General features: G+C 48.7%; 12 protein-coding genes and 1 pseudogene. 10 read left to right on the top strand and 3 right to left on the bottom strand.

Annotation, left to right across the window (positions count from 1 at the left end; translation table 11 throughout):
• The 9 genes from C8R11_RS01370 (at window position 1) to C8R11_RS01330 (ending at window position 10857) form a co-directional block, all read left to right on the top strand.
• Complete coding sequence (locus C8R11_RS01370; RefSeq protein WP_107794123.1) at window positions 1-1287, top strand: complex I 51 kDa subunit family protein; 1287 nt, start codon at window positions 1-3, stop codon at window positions 1285-1287.
• Window positions 1284-3596, top strand: a complete 2313-nt coding sequence (gene nuoG / locus C8R11_RS01365) for an NADH-quinone oxidoreductase subunit NuoG (RefSeq protein ID WP_107794122.1) — start codon at window positions 1284-1286, stop codon at window positions 3594-3596. Before C8R11_RS01370 ends, nuoG begins: the two co-directional genes overlap by 4 nt.
• On the top strand, window positions 3593-4555 hold the full coding sequence (nuoH, locus tag C8R11_RS01360; RefSeq protein WP_107794121.1) for an NADH-quinone oxidoreductase subunit NuoH: 963 nt from the start codon (window positions 3593-3595) through the stop codon (window positions 4553-4555). Before nuoG ends, nuoH begins: the two co-directional genes overlap by 4 nt.
• A 5-nt stretch (window positions 4556-4560) precedes the next feature.
• Window positions 4561-5115, top strand: a complete 555-nt coding sequence (gene nuoI / locus C8R11_RS01355) for an NADH-quinone oxidoreductase subunit NuoI (RefSeq protein WP_181258121.1) — start codon at window positions 4561-4563, stop codon at window positions 5113-5115.
• A 105-nt stretch (window positions 5116-5220) separates the two neighbouring features.
• A complete protein-coding gene (locus C8R11_RS01350; protein ID WP_107794120.1) occupies window positions 5221-5712 on the top strand; it encodes an NADH-quinone oxidoreductase subunit J in 492 nt (163 codons plus the stop codon).
• Window positions 5709-6032 carry an NADH-quinone oxidoreductase subunit NuoK gene (gene nuoK / locus C8R11_RS01345; protein ID WP_090698633.1) on the top strand — a complete coding sequence of 108 codons (324 nt, stop codon included), beginning with the start codon at window positions 5709-5711 and terminating at the stop codon, window positions 6030-6032. Before C8R11_RS01350 ends, nuoK begins: the two co-directional genes overlap by 4 nt.
• Window positions 6029-7966, top strand: coding sequence for an NADH-quinone oxidoreductase subunit L (gene nuoL, locus C8R11_RS01340; RefSeq protein WP_107794119.1), 1938 nt, complete (start codon window positions 6029-6031; stop codon window positions 7964-7966). Before nuoK ends, nuoL begins: the two co-directional genes overlap by 4 nt.
• A gap of 7 nt (window positions 7967-7973) precedes the next feature.
• Window positions 7974-9476, top strand: a complete 1503-nt coding sequence (locus C8R11_RS01335; RefSeq protein ID WP_107794118.1) for a complex I subunit 4 family protein — start codon at window positions 7974-7976, stop codon at window positions 9474-9476.
• Window positions 9463-10857, top strand: a complete 1395-nt coding sequence (locus tag C8R11_RS01330) for an NADH-quinone oxidoreductase subunit N (RefSeq protein ID WP_107794117.1) — start codon at window positions 9463-9465, stop codon at window positions 10855-10857. Before C8R11_RS01335 ends, C8R11_RS01330 begins: the two co-directional genes overlap by 14 nt.
• 201 nt (window positions 10858-11058) lie before the next feature.
• On the opposite strand, the gene C8R11_RS01325 is transcribed toward C8R11_RS01330, so the two are convergent.
• From C8R11_RS01325 to gltB, 3 genes are all read right to left on the bottom strand, one after another.
• Window positions 11059-12384 carry a Kelch repeat-containing protein gene (locus C8R11_RS01325; protein WP_146159040.1) on the bottom strand — a complete coding sequence of 442 codons (1326 nt, stop codon included), beginning with the start codon at window positions 12382-12384 and terminating at the stop codon, window positions 11059-11061.
• A gap of 220 nt (window positions 12385-12604) precedes the next feature.
• Window positions 12605-14089 (bottom strand): glutamate synthase subunit beta, encoded by a 1485-nt coding sequence (locus C8R11_RS01320; RefSeq protein ID WP_107794115.1) that lies wholly within the window; start codon window positions 14087-14089, stop codon window positions 12605-12607.
• Between the two features lie 52 nt (window positions 14090-14141).
• Complete coding sequence (gene gltB / locus C8R11_RS01315) at window positions 14142-18734, bottom strand: glutamate synthase large subunit (protein ID WP_107794114.1); 4593 nt, start codon at window positions 18732-18734, stop codon at window positions 14142-14144.
• A gap of 479 nt (window positions 18735-19213) precedes the next feature.
• Here gltB and C8R11_RS01310 point away from each other — a divergent pair.
• Window positions 19214-19420 (top strand): annotated as a pseudogene (locus tag C8R11_RS01310) (integrase core domain-containing protein); the annotation flags it as partial.
• Window positions 19421-19617: the final 197 nt, after the last annotated feature.

The following is a 19617-nucleotide window of genomic DNA, read 5'->3' as shown; positions in this document are numbered from 1 at the left end:
GTGGAAACCCTGCTGACTCGTCATCTTGATGCTACCACCCCCCTGAACCTGGCCGCTTACCAAGCGATCGGTGGTTACTGCAGTCTGTCCGCCGCATTCGATCTCAAACCCGAGAAAATCATCGAAACAGTGGAAGCCGCTGATCTGCGCGGACGTGGCGGAGCAGGGTTTTCATGTGGACTGAAGTGGCGCCTACGGGGTGCAGATGCTCCATCACCACGCTATTTAATCTGCAACCTGGATGAATCAGAACCTGGCACTTTCAAGGATCGTTATCTGCTTTATGGCGGTCCACATCAGATCATCGAAGCTGTCATCGTTTCCGCATATGCACTCCAGGCTGAACGTGCTTTCATTTTTGTTCGGGGTGAATATGCCAAAGGCGGTCATAGTTTGAATCAGGCTATCCAGGAAGCAGAAACAGCCGGACTACTGGGGTCCAGTATTTGCGGCAGCGGCTTTAATCTGCAAATTGAAGTGCATCTAAGTGGCGGGCGTTATATTTGTGGTGAAGAGACCGCTCAGATTAACGCCATCGAAGGCAAACGCCCTAACCCGCGCCCTAAAATACCGCGACCCAGCACACATGGATTATGGGGTCAGCCCACCACCACGAACAATGTCGAGACACTGGTCAATATTCCCCATATTCTGCTCAATGGCGCAGACTGGTTTCGTAGTCTTGGTGTCAACGGTGGCTGCGGCCCCAAATTATTTTGTGTCAGTGGCAAAGTACGGCATTCAGGCTTGTTTGAATTGCCCTGCGGCACGCCGGCGGGGGAATTGATATTTGAACATGCCGGCGGTCTAGATGAGGGAAGAACACTGCTCGGCTTTTTACCCGGCGGTGCCTCAACAGCTTTTTTGTTGCCCGAACATCTTGATTTGCCCATGGACTTTGACCCGGTCGCTAAAGCGGGGTCACGACTCGGCACTGGCAGTCTTATCGTTTTGGATAATAGCACCTGTCCCGTCGAGTTTACGTTGAATTTAATGCGCTTCTTTGCGCGCGAATCGTGTGGCTTCTGCACACCCTGCCGTGACGGATTACCTTATCTGGCGCAGATCTTAACTGCCATTGCTAGCGGTGAAGGCCACGCTGACGATCTGGCATTACTGGATGAACTGTGCGCCACTGTTGCTTCACAATCTTTCTGCGCTTTCGCGCCAGGCGCCGTGATGCCACTCATCAGCAGCATACAGTGCTTTCACACCCACTACGAACAACATGTCACAAACGGACATTGTCCTTTTGACACAACCACTCAAGGTGAGAGACAACCATGAGTACGATTTTGATTGACGGTCGCACCATTGCTTTCAAACCTGGTGATAATATACTTCGCGCTGCGCTGGAAGCCGATGTGGAAATTCCCCATTTTTGCTATCATGCCGCGCTTGACAGTCTCGGCGCCTGCCGCCTCTGCGCCGTGGAAATCAAACCCAAAAATTCCAACGAGGCCCCACGACTGACAATGGCTTGTCTTGAGCCCGCCAAAGAAGGTCTGGAAGTTTCCGTCTCAGCTGCCGCAGCACAACAGGTAAGGCGACATGTTATAGAATTGTTGATGATCAATCATCCTCATGACTGTCCGATCTGTGATGAAGGCGGCGAATGTCATTTGCAGGAAATGACTGTCACTTGCGGTCCGCCCTATCGGCGCTACCGCGGCCGCAAGCGCACTTTCACAAATCAGGATCTGGGCCCCTTGATTCACCATGAGATGAACCGCTGTATTACTTGTTACCGCTGCACTCGCTTTTACCAGGATTATGCATTGGGTAATGATCTCGGTGCCATGCGTTTGCGCAACGAAGTTTATTTTGGACGCTTTCAGGATGGGCCGCTAGAAAGCCCCTTTGCCGGCAATCTGGTCGAGATCTGTCCGACTGGCGTTTTTACCGACGCCCTATTTCGGCAACGGTTTGCGCGTGCCTGGGATCTGAATACCGCACCTTCCATCTGTCCTCACTGCAGCGTCGGTTGCAATACGCTACCCGGCGCAAGAGACGGCACGCTGCGCCGGGTCCGCTCTCGGACGCATCCCGAACTCAACCGCTGGTTTATCTGTGACCGCGGGCGCTATGGTCATCAGTACAGTGAACATTGCGCCCGTCTGCTGTCACCACGCGTCTCAGGTGAAAACACAAGTTACCACAAGGCACTTAACGCAGCCACAACACGGATCAAAGCGACTCAAAACTGTATTGGAGGGATCGGTTCGGCACGGGAGGATCTGGAAGGTAACACAATGCTGCAAGCCTTGCTTAATGAAGTAGGCGGGGTCTTTACAGCATTTAATGATCCTGCACTGGAAGCTGCAACAATCGCTGCCGTCAGCTGGCTGCAAAATTCGGCAGGCGCCCCGTCCCTAATTGAAATGGAACAGATTGACGCAGCATTGATTATAGGTGATCTGACCGCACATGCCCCGATGATTGATCTGGCCTTACGCCAAGCGTATCGCAAAGGCGCTGAACTGACACTGTTTCACAGTAGCCCCACGCCGCTGGCCCAGTTCACAACCAGTGCAATAACGGTGCCGCCTCGGGAAATGTATGCAAAGCTATCACATTTGTGCACACTTATTAACGCCCTATTGGCAGGCAGAGACATTTCTGATGACCCAATGGCAGTCATCGCGAAATCCCTGATAAAAGCCCGGCAACCGCTACTGATCGGCACGATCGAAACGCTAACGGCAACGGATGCGTCCGTTCTTGCAAAACTGGCAATTACGTTAGGACCCAATGCCAGGCTCACATACGCATTATCCGGTCCCAATGCTTATGGAAGTGCTTTACTTGCACCGGAGGGCAATGCCATGCAGATTCTTGAGTCAGTTGAAACAGGAAAAATCAAGACTTTGATTGTTGCGGGTAATGATCCATTCAGCGACCCGCGTTTTGGCTTGCGCTGGCGTGCAGCATGCAGGAATCTCAACACGCTGATCGTTCTCGACTGTATTCTGACAGCCACTGCAGAAGCAGCTGATATTCTGTTTCCTGTAGCCGCATGGACAGAACGCGGGGGTACTTTTGTCAACTACGAAGGCCGTGCCCAGAGCTTCTTACCTGTTTTCCATCGCCCTGAATACCTGCCCAGTGCAGCGGACGTGATTGCAGACCTGGCCAAGTATCTCGAATGTTCACGGCAAGATGTTTTATCTGTACTGCAAGATACTTTTCCTGATTTCCAGGTACCTGCACCGGGTACCTTAGGATCACCGATCCCCGTATCCTTGCCACCCATATCAGACTCTCCATCTGCGGGCTCCCCACTGCTATCCAGCAATAATAGTACATGGCAGACTGCTCTGATGAGCTGGTACGGCGATGAAACGCTTGCCAGCTTTGCACCAGGCCTGACTTCGCTTGCACCAGCAACTATTGCAATGATTGAACAGGCAACTGCCACTGCAACAGGCATTGTGGATGGTTCTAAAATCAGACTGCGTGGCTCTGCCGATTCAGTAGTACTCCCCGTGCAGCTTAATCAAAACATAGCTGCTGGCACAGTCGGCATCGGACGTAACGTGCTCGTTAGACTAGGCCTCGGCCACGGCGACCCAATTGAACTGGAAAAAGTGTTATGAATCTCATTCAATGGCTTCTGACGCTTTCAGGGCTGGCGCTAGTACTGCTGGTATTGTTTTCTATCGCGGCCTTGATGGTTTATGGTGAGCGCCGGATAATCGCGCTGCTGCAGGATCGCCTCGGCCCCAATCGCGCCGGCCCTTTTGGCATATTGCAACCCGCTGCCGATTTTCTGAAACTGGTAACCAAAGAACACTTCGTGCCTCCTTTTGCCGATCGTAAAATCTATATTATCGCTTCAATTATTGTCCCTTTCACCGCGCTGCTCAGTTTTGTTGTCGTACCAGTAAGCTATAACTGGTGGCTGGCAGATATTAATATCGCTTTACTGTTTATAATGGCACTGTCTTCGTTGCGGGTTTACGGCATTATGCTTGGCGGATGGGCTTCCAACAGCAAATATCCGTTGTTTGGCGGCCTGCGCTCTGCTGCACAAATGATCAGTTACGAATTACCGATGGGACTCGCGCTCATGGGTGTCGTGATATTAAGCGGTTCATTTAGCCTGGTAGATATTGTTTCGGCTCAGGAAATACCGTTTATTATTTTGCAACCCATCGGATTCATTATCTTCCTGATATGCGGCATTGCCGAGACCAATCGCTTGCCATTCGACCTTCCTGAAGCTGAAAACGAACTGGCATCCGGTTACAATACTGAATACGGCGATATCAAATTCGCTTTCTTTTTTCTGGGCGAGTACATTGGTGTACTCCTTATTGCGGCATTGGCAACGGTTCTGTTTTTAGGCGGCTGGCATGGCCCATGGTTTCCTGGTGCCGTCTGGTTCACCATAAAAACACTAGCATTGATTTTTCTATTCTTCTGGTTGCGCACAAGTCTGCCGCGACTGCGTTACGATCAACTTATGCATATTGGTTGGAAGTTCTTATTACCCGCAGCCTTGGTTAACCTCATGGTTACAGCGGTATTAGGATTGTTCTGGATGGAAGGTTAATAGCCATGCAAAAGAAACGAACGAATAAACCCGTACCAACACTGATTTTGGGACTATGCCGCTCACTATGGACAGTGCTGCGCCACGCTTTTGTAAAACGTGAAACGGTGTCTTATCCCGAAATCAAACGCCCGTTACCCTCACGCTGGCGCGGGCGCATTGTGCTTACACGTGACCCTGACGGCGAAGAGCGCTGTGTTGCTTGTTACTTATGCTCGGCGGTATGCCCGGTGGATTGTATCCATCTGCAGGCACGTCAAAATGATGACGGGCGCCGCTATCCGGAAACCTTTTCCATTGATTTCAGTCGCTGTATCTTCTGTGGATTTTGCGAGGAAGCATGTCCAACGCTTGCAATTCAACTCACACCGGATTTCGAAATGTGCGAGCGCCGTCATGAAAGTTTGATATATAACAAAGAACAGCTATTGATCGATGGACAGGGAAAATACCCAGGCTATAATTTTTACCGGCATGCTGGTGTTGCGATAAGCGGAAAAAAGATTGGTGCTGCTGAAACCGATATGTCGCCAGTGGATCGTGATAATAATCTACCCTGACAAAAGACGGCCCCTTTTTGATGCGATGCATCATACAGCAATTGACAGTCAACTGAAGAGTACAAAAAATTGCCATAGTAACCCTCAATCCAATGAATACAGACTATGTATGAAATTATTTTTTATCTCACCAGCGCCATCGCAGTGCTTGCTGCCAGTGCGATATTGATAGCGCCTCATCCGGTGCATGCCGCACTCTATCTTGTCATATCTTTACTGGCGCTGGCATTGTTATTTTTTCTGCTCGGAGCACCACTGCTGGCCGCTCTTCAAGTCATGATTTATGCCGGAGCAATCATGGTATTGTTTTTATTTCTGATTATGGTGATGAATCTGCGACCCGGACAAAACCAGTCAGCGCCACTGGCATCCGGCTGGAAAGGACCTGCATTCCTGGCGCTGATACTATTACTGGAACTGTTGTGGATACTCAACAGATTCCAGATTACAGCAACAAATAATATTACAGCAATTGAACCCAAAGCAGTGGGACTTGCATTGTTCGGGCCCTATCTTCTGGTAGTAGAAGTCGCTGCCGTTTTATTATTGGCGGCACTCGTAGCCGCGCTTTATCTCAGCCGTAAGGAACGCTCATGATTCCGCTCAGCCACAGTCTTACTATTGCAGCACTCCTGTTCGTACTGGGGCTTGCAATCATACTGCTACGACGCGAACTGCTTTTCATTTTGATGGGCTTAGAAGTCATGTTCAACGGGGTAGCCTTGACGGCCATAGCAGCCGGTCAATACTGGAATAATCCTGATGGTCAGGTATTGACCATTTTCCTGATGGTAGTCACTGCAGCCGAACTGGCCGTAGCGTTGATTCTGGTGTGGTTAGCTTTTGAACACCTCAAAACGACACAGGTGGACATGCTCACCCGGCTTAAGGATGACACCAAAGGTGGAGCGCCATGAGCCAGTTTCTGTGGTTGATTCCCGGTTCACCCATGCTCGGTGCACTGATAATCGCCTTGCTGGGAGGATACCTAAAGCAAAGACATTTCTCTATTCTGGCAAGTTGTGCCGCAGCCGTTGCTTTTCTGACCGTGCTGTTGGCATGGTTGATGGGTGCCGCCACCAGCCAGCCGCTCCAGCAAACGCTTTACACATGGATAGGAGTAGGCAACTGGATGCCAACAATAGGATTTACGCTTGATCGCCTTGCCTTGGTAATGGTGAGTGTAGTCAGTAGTATCGGTTTGCTGATTCATATCTACTCGATAACTTTTATGGCCGGTGACAGCGATCAACGCCGCTACTATTTTTTTCTCAATCTATTTCTGGCGGGCATGCTGCTTCTGATACTTGCCGATAATCTGTTGTTGCTCTATTTGGGATGGGAACTGGTTGGACTCTGTTCTTTTGCCCTGATTGGATTCTGGTACCGGGACCCACTGCGTGCCAGTGCAGGTCGTAAAGCGTTCATCACCACCCGTATCGGTGACCTATCACTGGCGCTCGGTATTTTCCTGCTGTTCAACGAGTTTAATGAACTGTCGGTGTCAGTCCTACTTGCAAATGCCACGGTACAGTGGGAAACAGGTTCACAGATGCCCATCCTGGCAGCATTGCTGATCCTTGGCGGCGCTATCGGCAAATCGGCCCAATTACCGTTACAGATTTGGCTACCGGACGCCATGGCAGGACCCAGTCCGGTTTCTGCATTGATTCACGCCGCCACTATGGTTACAGCCGGCGTTTACTTGATCGCACGTACTTATCCTTTGTTCGAACTGGCACCTCAGGTTCAATGGTCTGTAGCGGCCATCGGCACGCTGACCATTATCTATGGGGCCAGCGCGGCACTGGCACAAAACGATATCAAGCGAGTACTGGCATATTCTACAATCAGTCAGGTTGGTTATATGTTTCTGGCACTGGGTTGCGGCGCCAACGCGTTGGCATTGCTCCATCTAACTACACACGCCTTTTTTAAAGCCTTACTGTTCTTGACAGCCGGCACAATGATCCGTACCAATGACAATGAACACAATATTCACAATCTGGGTAAACGCGGCAATCACTCATCACTGATACGCTGGTGTTTTCTGATCGGTGCTGCATCGTTAGCAGGCTTTCCTATCATTACCGCTGGCTTTTATAGTAAGGAAGCCATTCTAACCGCCACATGGTCTGCACCTACAGGCCCTTTATTATGGGCTTTTGCAGCTTTCGGTTCGCTGTTGACGGCAGTTTATATTTTTCGCGTTTACTTTTTTGTATTCCAAGGTTCACGATCCGGCTCACCAATGCCTCCAATCCCCGCTCCAATGACATGGTCATTGTCTATCCTAGCCCTTGCAAGCCTTGTCGTTGGCTTTGTTGAGTTTCCCGAAGGTTGGCCAGGCCTGCACCTGTGGAGTGACTGGCTGAGGGATGAACTTGGATCAGCAAGCCATCCCACACTTGCGACTGCTTACAGTCTGCAATTCATCGCCTGTGTGCTGCCGTTGATCGGTATCGGGGTCGCACTCGTTCTTGTGCGCCGTGAAAAGTTGGGATTCGAGCTGCCTTTGGCAGCGTTTTTGCGTACCGGCTGGAATTTTGACGCGCTCTATCAAATTATTCTGATACGTCCTTATTTCACGCTGGCTCGCTTTTTTAAGAATGTGGAAGCGCTCTTAATTGAGGGGACGCTGCAAAAAATGACACGTTCAGGTATGACTGTTGCTACAGCCTGCCGAGATGGCCTGGAGTACGGCGTGCTTAATAAAAGTATCACTGGATTGTTGGCAGGACTCCGGCTCGGACATATGCGGCTAAGCGCCACACAAAATGGCTTGTTAAGTCGCTACGCCCTGATGATCAGCGCTGGAGCCGTTTTCCTATTGGGTTATTGGCTATGGTGAGAATACTATGAACTGGTTGTTAAGTGTATTAATATTCCTGCCTTTGTCAGGCGCGCTCATGATCGCACTGACAGGCCACAACAAAACAATCTACGTTCGCTGGGCCGCGTTAACCATCTCCACTGTTGAGCTGTCTATTGCACTGGGTCTCTGGTGGATCGCAAGCCCTGACTCTGACGGCTACCTATACATAGTTCAGGTTCCCTGGATTCCGACAATGGGTATTCAGTTTCTGCTGGGGATGGACGGCCTGAGCCTGCTGCTGGTATTGCTAACCACACTGCTTGTTCCGATAGCGATACTCGTTTCATGGCGCTCAATTAGCCATAACTGGTCCACTTTCGCTGCACTGCTGCTTGCCACCCAGGCGGGTATTATTGGCGTCTTTCTGGCATTGGATCTGATACTGTTCTATGTGTTCTGGGAGCTTATGCTGGTGCCAATGTATTTTTTGATTGGATTATGGGGACATGAGCGACGGCTCTACGCTGCCTACAAATTCTTTCTTTTCACAGTAACGGGTTCTTTGCTGATGCTGGTAGCGATTCTCGGACTGTATTTTATTCACGGTGAGCAGACCGGCATTTACACCTTCGATTACTTTAAGCTGCTACATACCAATCTGTCTGGTGACACCGGAATGTGGCTAATGCTCGGATTTTTTGTTGCCTTCGCCGTTAAAATTCCGCTTTTCCCCATCCACAGCTGGCTGCCCGATGCTCATACAGAAGCGCCGACTGCAGGCAGTATTATTCTCGCTGGCCTATTGTTAAAAACCGGAGCCTATGGCCTGCTGCGTTTTTGCTTGCCGCTTTTCCCTGAAGCTTCTATAGATTTTGCACCATTTGCTATGGCACTAGGCGTGGTCGGCATCCTCTACGGCGCCTTACTGGCCTTGGTGCAGGAAGACATAAAGCGGCTGATTGCTTACTCCTCTATCAGTCATCTTGGTTTCGTCGTGTTTGGCATCTATACTTGGAACCAGGAAGGCCTGCACGGCGCCATGCTTCTGATGCTTGCGCACGGTGCAACAACAAGCGCCATGTTCGCGACTATCGGCATGTTGGAAGAACGAACCGGCACCCGCTTGCTGTCTTGTATGGGCGGTTTATTGTCACCGATGCCTCGCTTGGGTGCCATGCTGCTACTCTTCACACTTTCTGCTATGGGTATGCCGGGATTGGCCAATTTTGTGGGTGAATTTCTAGTTTTAGCCGGTGTATACCAAGTCTCAGCTAGTCTTGCCATAGCAGGCGCCATGGGTATTGTCGCCAGTGCTATCTATCTGCTATGGATGTACCAACGTGCAATGCTGGGTGAGCAAAGCAGCGATCGTATCTGGGTAGACCTTGATCGCCGTGAAATGCTGATACTGACGTTACTGGCAGTGACTGTGCTTTGGCTGGGTCTGTACCCAGCACCCTTCCTCGATTACCTGCAAGTCCCCGCAACCGGCATCATCGAATCTAATCCCGCAATAATGACAGGAACGGAAGATGCATTCCGCTGACCTGATTAGTCTGGCACCTTTTATTGCTCTCATCCTGGGCGGACTAACGATACTTGCTCTAGGTGTCTGGCCCAAACCTGTCTCGACGCAAATATTAACAATGGTTGCGATAGCTTTTTTATTCCTCGGGGCTGTAGCCACTTTGTTCTGGGATGCACCGCATGAAGTGAATGGCATGCTGGTAACCGACAACTTAAGCCGATTGTTTACTCAGTTTTTTATGTTTGGCACCGCAGTCATCATCATTCTCTCTTCCGGTTACACGCCGATTAAAAACGAGGTACGCGAAGAATATTTAAGTCTGCTTCTGTTTTCCACATTGGGCATGACGCTGCTCATAGCTTCACAAAATCTTATGATGGCCTTTGTCGGGCTCGAAATTTTAACGGTGCCTCTATTCGCTCTTGTTGCCTGGCAACCGGCACGCAACGGCGCAATTGAGGGTGGCGTAAAATATGCTCTACTTGCCGGTTTTGCAGCTGCATTTTTTCTATATGGAACTGCTCTGGCATACACAAGCGCCGGCACCATAGACTTAACGGTATTGGGCGCTGTGACCACCAACGCAGAATTGCTTGCGATTTCTGTAACCTTGATTCTGGTCGGTGTGGGGTTCAAACTGGCATTGATACCCTTTCACATGTGGGCACCGGATATTTATCAGGCTGCGCCCGCACCGATAACAGCATTGTTTGCAAGTATTGCAAAGGTGGCTGCTCTGGTATTTTTGATTCGGCTATTATGCATGCAGTTGCAACATATATGGGAAGCTTTGCTGCCATTAATATGGATGCTTGCGGTAGCCAGTATGGTAGCAGGCAATCTTCTGGCACTACATCAACAGAATTTAAAAAGATTGCTAGCCTATTCGTCCATTGCGCATCTCGGCTATATCTTTGTTGCTCTGGCAGCAGGGAATTCCCTGGGTCGTGACGCAGCCATTTATTATGCTCTAACCTATGCGCTGATGAATCTGGGAACTTTTGCAGTCATAACCGCATTCACTCGCCACGACCAGGATCGACAAGATCTGGAAGAATTTCGTGGACTGGGTCGACGCCACCCTGTACTGGGAATAGCTATGGGAGTATGTCTGCTGGCTCTCGCAGGTGTTCCTCCAACCGCAGGATTTATTGCCAAACTGATCGCCTTTGGCGCCGCCATTGAAGCCGGTCATACAATACTCGCAATCATAGCGGTACTCAATACGGCGCTTGCTTTTTATTACTACTTACGCATCTTAAATGTATTTTATGATACAAATGAAACAAACCTGGGTGCTGCACAATATTCACAGGGAACACTGATCATTGTAGTTACTATCACTCTGCTTATAATAGCTTTCGGTATTTTTCCTGAGTGGGTACTCGGACTTATTTAAATTTCTGATCACTACCTACTCGATGTTATATAAAAATAAAACTGCCACTATACATATAGTCACGTACTAAATAGCAAAATAGAACGTTCAAAATGCGGCTTTCAATGAAGCTTGCATAACTTAATTTCGATATGCCAGCTATTAATTGACTAACACCAGCCCCATCATCTCTCCGGTTAAAAGTTATACAGGATATCAAGGTCAAGGCGCAACGCGCTGCGGCATTGGAGTCGGGATTGATTGACGTCTTACCGTGCCATCCCCATGCCGATATACAAACATGCTAGTCGCGTTATCCTCATACAACACTAATACATTATTTCTAATATCATAATACATGAGTGACTCTTTCCTGGCATTTGGCATACCTGGTATGTTTAGCATCTCAATTTTATTTGTAACTGGTTCGTACGACCAGAACTTGCCTTGACTATGGAAAAACAGCAAACCATTGACCGGGTCATAAGCCACCGCAGTCCCCCCTGATTGTAAATTCAGCGGCCAAAAATTCTCTTCTTTTGTCCATTGGTTTGTTACCAGATCGTAGGTAAACTTGCTATGATGCTCCCAAGCGATGATTTTGCCGTTACCAACATACTCCATACCTAAACGATCCCTTGGAGTATTATCAAAGTTTTCAAAATATAATTCGCGGTTTGACAAAAGCGTCTCTACTTTGCCCGTTGTTAAATCTACTGACTGCATTCCCGAACCATCCCAGTTCCCGGCGTAGGTAATCAGTCGATTAACGTCAGGAAGCAGCACTGTTGCGCATCCAAAACCATTTTTGAGAGCATTCATATCCTGCAAAGGAAAAGCCTCCCACGTCTTTGTGCTTTTTCGCCACTGTATCAAATAAATATCGGGATCCGGATCTTGCAATAAAGGCCATTTACCGGTTGCATCACTGATTCTCGCATATTGGATTAACCTATCTGAAGCATCATCATAATCCAGGCACCAATAGGTATGAAGCGTATGGACTCCCGGCGTCGGCACACTCTCCATTGTCCAAGTATTCGTAACTACATCATATGACCAGACATCGTCATACTTGTGAGGTACACCATGATTACCGCCAGCATAATAGGCTTTTCCATTTTTTAGCGAATAAGGAAATTTTTGACTCCAGTCTCTAATACCTGGTCCATGGGTAGCAAAATTATGTAACTTTAAGCCTTCTGCCGAGCCTTCCACTTTAAACCGCGGCAATATTACTCCTTCTCCTACCTGTAGCTCAGGCATAAAATTGGACGGACTTGCTGGCGCACGGGACCTTGACATCACAGTTGCAGAATCATTTGTGTCTATGTTTCGAGCCATCACAATTGGTTCAGAAGCAAACGATACATTGCCGGAAACAGTTGGTGATGCATCTGATGCGGATTTTGAACTGCTTGTGTCGACTGAAGTAAATAATTGCGTGTTTGCTGTTGCCATAACCGGCACAAGAAACGACAGGATCAGAATGAGTCTAAACTGAATCATATATTTATAACCAATTGAATTAAAATTGATAAATAGCATATAGAAATAAGTGTTTTTACACAAATTTATTATACGTTGCCCCAACATTAAGTCAAACACACTCCCGAATGAACAAGAAAATATCTGTTTTTAGTCGCATTAATGTCAGGCAACTGACACTCATGCTGACAGGTTTAAACATGCCTGGACGCTTCAATTGACAAAAACTGCAGGTCTGGTTACAACAATCGTCCGAGAAATATTTTCATAAGCCTTCAGCTCAGGGTAACCGGGTTGTGCCCATTAAATAACGGTCGCATTCACGCGCGGCACCGCGCCCCTCGTTGATAGCCCAAACCACCAGGCTCTGACCACGTCGTATATCGCCCGCAACGAATACCCCATCAACATTAGTTCTGTATGCCCCTTCGTCGGCCTTTGCATTTGAGCGCGCATCCCGCTCAATGGCCAGTTCATCAAGAATCGTGTCTTCTGGGCCCAAAAATCCCATGGCCAGCAATACCAGGTCAGCCGGCCAGATTTTTTCAGTTCCGGGTATTTTTTTAGGAAAAAGACGGCCATGCTCATCCTTTGCCCATTCGATATCAATAGTATGTAACGCTTTGACATCGCCGTGCCCGTCTCCAACAAATTCTTCGGTCATAATAAGATAATTACGGGGGTCAGCACCAAAACGAGCGGCAGCTTCCTCCTGCCCATAATCAAGCCGGTATACTTTCGGCCATTCCGGCCAGGGATTGTCAGGTTGACGCACATCGGCAGGACGAGCCAGAATTTCAAACTGGGTAAGGCTTTTACACCGATGCCGCATCGCAGTGCCGACACAGTCCGTCCCGGTATCTCCTCCACCGAGCACGACAACATGCTTATTCTTAGCTGAGATATGGTTGCGGCATTCGAGGCCTGAATCCAGCAAACACTTAGTGTTGGCATGCAGAAATTCCATGGCAAAGTGAACACCCTGAAGATTGCGTCCTTCAATCTGCAAATCGTGCGGCTTTGTCGCACCACAACAAAGAACGATTGCGTCAAAATCTTCATGCAGCTTGATTGACGGCAGATCAATCCCAACAGTTGTATTGGTGATAAAACTCACTCCCTCCCGACTCAATAGATCAACACGCCGCTGCACAACAGCTTTATCAAGCTTCATATTCGGAATGCCATACATCAGCAGACCACCGATGCGATCGGCACGTTCATACACGGTTACCAGATGACCGGCACGATTCAATTGAGCAGCACATGAAAGCCCTGCTGGACCGGAACCCACGACAGCGACTTTCTTTCCCGTACGATGCACTGGCGGTTCTGCAACCACCCAGCCTTGTTCAAAGCCCTTATCGATAATTGCGCATTCGAGGTTTTTAATCGTAACCGGTGGATCGGTAATACCCAATACACAGGACCCTTCGCATGGCGCCGGACAGACTCGCCCGGTAAAATCCGGAAAATTATTGGTTTTATGCAACCGCTCCAGCGCCTGTTTCCATAGGCCACGATAGACCAGATCATTCCATTCGGGAATCAGATTATTGATCGGACATCCGGAAGCCATACCACCTATCAGTGTCCCCGTATGACAGAAAGGTATACCGCAATCCATACACCGCCCGCCCTGTTCCTGCAACTTATTTTCCGGCAAATGTTCATGAAACTCCTGCCAGTCATGAATTCGTTCCAGTGGTGGTCGATCTTTCGGCAGTTCACGCAGAAACTCTATAAATCCAGTCGGTTTTCCCATGCTATCGATCCCTCCCTGCTATGCCAATACTTGGTTCGAATAATTAGTAGTTTTAGTTCCCACTGACACGGACAATATCATTTTTGTTTTCTTCAAATGCAGCCATAACCGCACCCTCACCACTCAATCCATCATGCTCAGCACGCTGGATAGCCTCAAGCATACGACGATAATCCTTTGGCATCACTTTGACAAATTGATGCACTCTGCTGTCCCACAAGGCAAGAAATTTCCAAGCGAATTCGCTTTGGGTACACTCGGCATGCCTTCGAATCATTTCTTTAACTTCGCTCATATCTTCCGCGTCAAGACCTTCAATGACTACGCTGCCAGGATTGCAGCGTTTGCTGAAGTCTTCTTGCGCGTCAAAAACATAGGCAATACCACCGGACATACCCGCGCCAAAATTACGTCCGGTTGCCCCAAGGACTACAACGCGTCCACCGGTCATATATTCACACCCGTGATCGCCGACACCTTCGACCACGATGTTTGCACCGCTGTTGCGTACGCCAAATCGTTCACCAGCCATGCCCCGCACATAAGCTTCGCCGCCAGTGGCACCGTAAAACGCCACATTTCCGACGATGACATTTAGTTCAGGTATAAACGTAGACTCTGAAGGGGGGTAAACGATCAACTTACCCCCGGAGAGACCTTTGCCGAAATAATCATTGGCATCCCCTGCCAGTTCGAGCGTTAGGCCGGGTGGTATAAATGCGCCAAAACTCTGCCCGGCAGAACCTTGAAAATGAAAATGAATTGTATCGCACGGCAATCCTTCCGGGCCGTAACGCCGGGTAATCTCGCTGCCGAGTATTGTTCCTACCACACGGTTTGTATTACGGATTGGCAAAGTTGCCTTAACTTTTTCACGACGCACCAGCGCGGGTTCAGCCAAATCAAGGAGCACTAGATTATCAAGCGCGTTCTCAAGTCCATGATCTTGCGGAAACTGGCAATAACGTCCCACCTCTGGCGCAACTTCCGGCTGATAGAGAATATACGAATAGTCCAGTCCCTTTGCTTTCCAGTGCTCGATTGCCTGCTTAACTGTAAGTCTGTCCGTACGACCAATCATCTCGTTGACTGTACGAAAACCCATTTGCGCCATTATTTCTCGCATTTCCTGCGCGATAAAATACATAAAATTAACCACGTGTGATGGATCACCCATAAATTTTTTACGTAAAGCCGGATTCTGCGTGGCTACGCCAACAGGGCACGTATCAAGATGACAGACCCGCATCATAATACAGCCGAGCGATACCAGAGCTGTAGTTGCAAAACCAAATTCCTCAGCACCCAACAGGGCCGCAATCACTACATCACGCCCTGTCTTCAACTGACCGTCGGTCTCCACCACAATGCGACTACGCAGATTATTGAGTACGAGTGTTTGATGCGTCTCCGCCAGCCCAAGCTCCCACGGCAAACCGGCATGTTTGATACTGGTTTGCGGCGCTGCCCCAGTGCCACCATCATGACCACTGATCAGCACAACATCGGCGCGTCCTTTTGCTACACCGGCGGCAATGGTTCCCACACCCGCTTCAGAAACCAATTTAACACTGATACGGGCATGATGATTTGCGTTCTTTAAATCATGGACCAACTGAGCCAGATCCTCAATCGAATAGATGTCATGATGTGGCGGTGGTGAGATCAGGCCCACTCCAGGTGTCGAATGGCGTACTCTTGCAATCCAAGGATAGGCTTTGCGTCCCGGTAACTCGCCTCCCTCTCCAGGTTTGGCTCCCTGTGCCATTTTTATCTGCAATTCCTTCGCCTGCGTCAAGTAATAACTGGTGACGCCAAAACGTCCTGAGGCTATTTGCTTGATGGCGCTGTTACGTGAATCCCCATTTGAATCCGGAATATAACGTGCGGGATCTTCTCCGCCTTCACCTGTATTGCTTTTACCGCCAATACGGTTCATCGCTATAGCAAGCGCTTCGTGCGCTTCCTGACTGATTGAACCATATGACATTGCTCCGGTTTTAAAGCGCTTGACAATTGCCTCAACCGGCTCCACTGTTTCAATCGGAATAGATTCAGGCACCATCTTCAGTTCCATCAAACCACGCAGAGTCGCAAACCGTTTTGATTGATCATTCACAAGTGCAGTGTATGCTTTGAATGATGCATAATCGGCGTTACGACAGGCTTTCTGCAGCAAGTGGATTGTTTTCGGGTTAAACAGATGCAGTTCTCCATCGAAACGATACTGATACTGGCCATAGTTGTCCAACGTGCGCTGCGAAAGCACTGAGAAAGCACGTGCATGCTGCCGCTTGGCTTCCAAAGCGATCTCTTCCAAGCCGATGCCGCCAACACGAGAGACCGTACGGGTAAAATATCTATCAACCAATACCTGATTCAGACCGACGGCCTCAAAAATTTGCGCACCGCAGTAAGACTTAATCGTGGAGATACCCATTTTTGACATGACTTTCACGACGCCTTTGACTGCTGCCTGGATATACTTCTTAACCGCCTCCGAATATGTTACGCCGGTCAACATTTCCTCGCTGATCATACCGTTCAGGCTCTCAAAAACCATATAGGGATTGATCGCTTGCACACCATAGCCGAGCAGTAAACAAAAATGATGTACTTCTCGCGGCTCACCGGATTCAAGTACCAGTCCCACGCGTGTTCGTGTTCCTGTGCGGATCAAATGATGGTGCAAGCTCGCCGACGCCAGTAGCCCGGATATCGGTGCATGGTCACAGCCAAAGCCCTTATCAGATAATATCAGAATCGTAGCGCCCGTTGCGATAGCCTGGTCAGCAGCCTGAAATAGCTCATCCAGCGCCTGCTCCAACCCTGCTCTGCCGTCAGCCACCTTGAACAGAATCGGTAGCGTTACCGAATTGAGTCCGGGCTGATTGAGTCGTCGAATCTTTTCCAACTCGACATTATTGAGAATAGGTAGCTGCAATCTCAGTTGACGGCAGTTTTCCGGCTTCGATTGCAGTAGATTACCTTCAGACCCAAGGGTCAGTGTTGTAGCAGTAATCAATTCTTCACGTATTGGGTCGATAGGCGGATTGGTCACTTGAGCAAAAAGCTGTTTAAAGTAACTGTAAAGCAATTGAGGTTTGTCGGACAGGACAGCCAGCGGCGTGTCCGTGCCCATCGACCCGATAGGTTGAATCCCATTGGCCGCCATGGGGCCAATATTGACGCGCAAGTCTTCAAAATTAAACCCAAAAACCAGTTGCCGCTGCAATGTAATATTGCGTTCATAGGGCAACTGTGTTTCCTCGATGTCAGGCAATTCACTAAAATGCAGGAGATTGTCGTTCAACCATTGCCTATAAGGATGCTCACCGGCCACTTGCAATTTCAGTTCTTCATCACTGATGATCCGTTGTTTCTCAGTATCCACCAGAAACATACGCCCTGGCTGTAACTGTCGCTTCTCGAGTATCCTGTCCGACGGCACATCCAACACTCCGACTTCCGAAGCCATGATTACCAGATCGTCTTTGGTGACATAGTAGCGGGAAGGACGCAAACCGTTACGATCAAGCACAGCACCAATGCTGGTTCCATCGGTAAAAGCAATCGACGCCGGACCATCCCACGGTTCCATGAAACTGCTGTGGTATTCATAAAAGGCGCGTTTCTCATCTGGCATATTGGTATGATTTTCCCAGGGCTCCGGAATCATCATCATCATCGCATGCGGCAAGGAACGCCCACCCAGTGTCAACAACTCGAGACAATTATCGAACTTGGCCGAATCGCTGCCATCTTCATGAATGACCGGAAAAAGCTTAGACATGTCGGCACCAAACAAATCGGAAGCCAGCATCGCCTGACGTGCATGCATCCAATTCTCATTGCCCCGCAGCGTATTAATTTCTCCGTTATGTATGATGTAACGACAAGGGTGCGCACGTTCCCAGCTTGGAAATGTATTCGTGCTGAAACGTGAATGCACCACCGCCAGCGCCGACTCAACCAAAGGATCAGAGAGATCCGGGTAAAAAGTGACGACTTGCCGCGGCGTTAACATACCTTTATAAACAAGCGTCTTACAGGAAAGGCTGGGCACAAAAAAATAATCACCGCCGGCAATATCTCCGCTGCCAATAATATTTTCAGCTTGCTTTCGAATCACATAGAGCTTTCGCTCAAATGCCATATCATCCGAAAGCATTTCATTGCGGCGAATAAAAACCTGGCGTATAAATGGCTCGCACGATTTCGCGCTTTCTCCAAGATAGAAATTGTCTGTAGGAACGCTGCGCCACCCAATAACATCCTGACCTTCACGGCGCACGATATCTTCCAGGCGTTTCTCACAATCGTGACGCTGCTCTCTATCGGATGGCAAAAAAATCATCCCTACGCCATACTGCTTCGGCTTAGGTAGCTGAAAACCGAGACCTTCGCAAGCATATTGGAGAAAAGCGTGCGGAACTTGCATTAAGATACCGGCTCCATCACCGGTATTTTCTTCACAACCACATGCACCACGATGATCCAGGTTTTGCAGTACAGTGAGCGCCTGTTCCACGATCAGATGAGAAGTATTGCCCTTAACATTCACCACAAAACCAATCCCACAGCCATCATGCTCAAAGATGGGATCATACAGACCCTGTTTAGGCGGAATGTTGGATTTTGTCATATTCATGCCCTCCCCGACTTGCAACACATGGTTGAACCCATTAAACAAACTGATGCAGCACTGTTCATTTTAGCACCAGTGATTGTCTCATCATACGGCTGTCAAAAATTCCCAGCAACCAGTCCACGAGCCTGTGACTTTCACAGTCAAAGAATAACACCTTCAGGATCCATTGTATCCCTTTAACTCAATTGAACAACCAAAGCGTGCTTTCGTAATAGCATACAAATTCAAGCCAGTTCTTGCGAATTTGGGGGATGATGTGGCTCCGGATAATTGGACACTGGAATGCCGAAGCTGAGGAGTTTTTTTCTGTATGATTATTTTTATAAATAAAATGAGTATAGAGAACGAGCAAGAAACGCAGAAGTCATTCACCGGAATTTAAATCAAAAGTTGCGCTGGCTGCGATCAAGGGCGATAAGACGCTAACTGAACTCTCTCAGCAATATGGCATCAACAGCAATCTAATCGTGAAATGGAAGAAACATGTGTTTGTCGAACGTTTATGGCGCAGCGTCAAATACGAGGAGGTTTATCTCAATGCTTATGAATCAGCACCTGAAGCGAGACAATCGCTGACAAAATACTTTCGCTTCTACAACGAAAACCGGAAGCATCAAACCTTGAAAGTAACACCCGATCAAGTTTATTATGAGTCCAGTAAGTTGCCGAAGGCGGGTTAATGGTTTAAGAAAATAACGCCTAAGACACCTGTCCAAAAAATGGGGCCCACTTCTTATTCCACCGGCAGAATTTGAAATGGCATATTATCGCCAATTGGAAGAGTCGGCTGATGCAGCCTGACTCAAACAAAAAAATCTCCGAAAAAGCCGGGCCGATTCACACTCTGTTTTTTTAAAGTTGCTCACCCAATATAGCG

This window comes from Nitrosomonas aestuarii, assembly GCF_003046585.1.
In the GTDB taxonomy this organism is placed as follows: Bacteria; Pseudomonadota; Gammaproteobacteria; order Burkholderiales; family Nitrosomonadaceae; genus Nitrosomonas; species Nitrosomonas aestuarii.
The sequence above is the reverse complement of the archived record's forward strand: the minus strand, read 5'-3'. Positions and strand labels throughout refer to the sequence as shown.

What these genes read in the sequence shown, in the direction of transcription:
- nuoG (WP_107794122.1), top strand. Translation starts at nt 1,284, where the DNA reads ATGAGTACGATTTTGATTGACGGTCGCACCATTGCTTTCAAACCTGGT.
- nuoI (WP_181258121.1), top strand. Translation starts at nt 4,561, where the DNA reads ATGCAAAAGAAACGAACGAATAAACCCGTACCAACACTGATTTTGGGA.
- C8R11_RS01320 (WP_107794115.1), bottom strand. Translation starts at nt 14,089, where the DNA reads ATGGGAAAACCGACTGGATTTATAGAGTTTCTGCGTGAACTGCCGAAA.
- nuoL (WP_107794119.1), top strand. Translation starts at nt 6,029, where the DNA reads ATGAGCCAGTTTCTGTGGTTGATTCCCGGTTCACCCATGCTCGGTGCA.
- nuoK (WP_090698633.1), top strand. Translation starts at nt 5,709, where the DNA reads ATGATTCCGCTCAGCCACAGTCTTACTATTGCAGCACTCCTGTTCGTA.
- nuoH (WP_107794121.1), top strand. Translation starts at nt 3,593, where the DNA reads ATGAATCTCATTCAATGGCTTCTGACGCTTTCAGGGCTGGCGCTAGTA.
- C8R11_RS01325 (WP_146159040.1), bottom strand. Translation starts at nt 12,384, where the DNA reads ATGCTATTTATCAATTTTAATTCAATTGGTTATAAATATATGATTCAG.
- C8R11_RS01335 (WP_107794118.1), top strand. Translation starts at nt 7,974, where the DNA reads ATGAACTGGTTGTTAAGTGTATTAATATTCCTGCCTTTGTCAGGCGCG.
- C8R11_RS01350 (WP_107794120.1), top strand. Translation starts at nt 5,221, where the DNA reads ATGTATGAAATTATTTTTTATCTCACCAGCGCCATCGCAGTGCTTGCT.
- gltB (WP_107794114.1), bottom strand. Translation starts at nt 18,734, where the DNA reads ATGACAAAATCCAACATTCCGCCTAAACAGGGTCTGTATGATCCCATC.
- C8R11_RS01330 (WP_107794117.1), top strand. Translation starts at nt 9,463, where the DNA reads ATGCATTCCGCTGACCTGATTAGTCTGGCACCTTTTATTGCTCTCATC.